The sequence below is a fragment of the Mesorhizobium sp. M7A.F.Ca.US.014.04.1.1 genome (assembly GCF_003998745.1).
Taxonomy (GTDB): Bacteria; Pseudomonadota; Alphaproteobacteria; order Rhizobiales; family Rhizobiaceae; genus Mesorhizobium; species Mesorhizobium ciceri.
The window spans coordinates 1-1,462 of record NZ_RZRW01000943.1; the positions used below are offsets into that span (position 1 = coordinate 1).

The following is a 1,462-nucleotide window of genomic DNA, read 5'->3' on the forward strand; positions in this document are numbered from 1 at the left end:
CACCTACACCGCCCGCCCCAACAAGCTGTCGCATTTCCTCAAACTCTACGAGGACGTCGGCCTGCCGATGCAGCGGCATTATCTGGGCGAGCCCTTCGGCTTCTTCCAGACGCATATCGGCGACCTCTCGCGCACCGTGCATCTGTGGAGATATGAAAGCCTTGCCGACCGGGAGGAGCGGCGCGACCGCATGGAGGCAGACCCGGAATGGCAGGCCTACCGGCGCAAGGTGATCGAGACCGACTATCTGCTCGACATGCGCAACCAGATCCTCAAACCCGTCTCGTTCTTCAATCCGGGAAAATAAGATGGACCTGACTTTCTCGACCGAGGGGCGCAGCTGGCCGCTGCGCCTGACTGGCGATGCCGAGCGCACGCGCCGCGCGCTGCTTTCGGCCTTGCCGATGCGTCTGCAGCTGCACACGCCGAAGATCGCCGGCAGCCATATCTATTGGCATGCTCCCTTCGTCGAGGATATCGAGGGTGCTACGCATGTGCTTTCCGCGACCGCCGGCGCATTCATCTACTGGCCGGTGCGGCAGTTCCTCGAAATCACCTTCGCGCCGCTTCAGGCGGAGAATGCCGAGATCACCGTTCTCGGCCATCTCGACGCGCCGGTGGAAGGCATTGCCGAACTTGCCGCGACACTGAAACAGGACCAGGGCCGCCGCATCCTGGAAGGCACGCTTGTCCGGTCGGATGGCGGCGTGTCCGAGCCTTCGCCGCCATCGTCGCTGCCACAGGATATCATTGCCGCTCGCAAGGCGCTGTGGGTGTTCTGTCCCGCCGACATCAGCCGGGTCACCGCGTCACGCGCCATCATGCACCCGGCAGGGCCTGTCTTCACCGCGGAATCAGAAGCGCGGGTGCTGCACGAATTCCTCTGGTGGATCCGCGCCGAGCGCGGCCGGAAGGACGAATTGGTGCTGCGCCAGGCGGCAGCAATCGCGCTCGACAAGACCGCGACCCGGCTACGCGATTTCTGCCACATGGAGGAAACGCCTGCCCTGCTTTTCCGGCTCAAGGCGGCGATGGACGGCAACTATCCGCTCGGTGCGCTGATGGACGAGGCGATCCTGGCTACCGGGCGGGTTGGCGCTTGGATCGATCTTCTCATCCCGTGGAACGACCTCAACGAGGCCTTCCGCGCTGCGCTTGACGGCAGGAGGGCCGGATGATGGAAAAACTGACCATCGGCATTGTCGGTTTCGGCGTCATCGGGCAGCGCTGGACGGCTTGCTTTGCCCATGCCGGCCACGCGGTGCGCGTGTTCGACCCGACAGAGCGGCGCGAAGCGGCTTTCAACGAGGTGCTGCCTGCACTCATGGCCGACCTAGACGCGTTGAAGGGATCCTCGCCCTCGCCCGGCGAGATCCATCTTTTTCCGACGCTCGCCGAGACGCTCCAAGGCGTCGATTTCGTGCAGGAGAACGGTCCGGAAGACCTGGCCCTCAAGCGCCGG

Annotated in this window: 3 protein-coding genes; all 3 read left to right on the plus strand. The window is 64.2% G+C overall.

Going from position 1 to position 1,462, the window contains the following annotated elements:
• Positions 1–307 (plus strand): NIPSNAP family protein (locus tag EOA22_RS33350; RefSeq protein ID WP_164756168.1); only part of this gene is annotated, 307 nt, incomplete at its 5' end.
• 1 nt (position 308) lies between these two features.
• On the plus strand, positions 309–1,178 hold the full coding sequence (locus tag EOA22_RS33355; protein ID WP_063168742.1) for a hypothetical protein: 870 nt from the start codon (positions 309–311) through the stop codon (positions 1,176–1,178).
• Positions 1,178–1,462: 3-hydroxyacyl-CoA dehydrogenase NAD-binding domain-containing protein (locus tag EOA22_RS33360; RefSeq protein WP_245478754.1), on the plus strand; the 285-nt coding region annotated here is incomplete at its 3' end. The genes EOA22_RS33355 and EOA22_RS33360, both read left to right, overlap by 1 nt.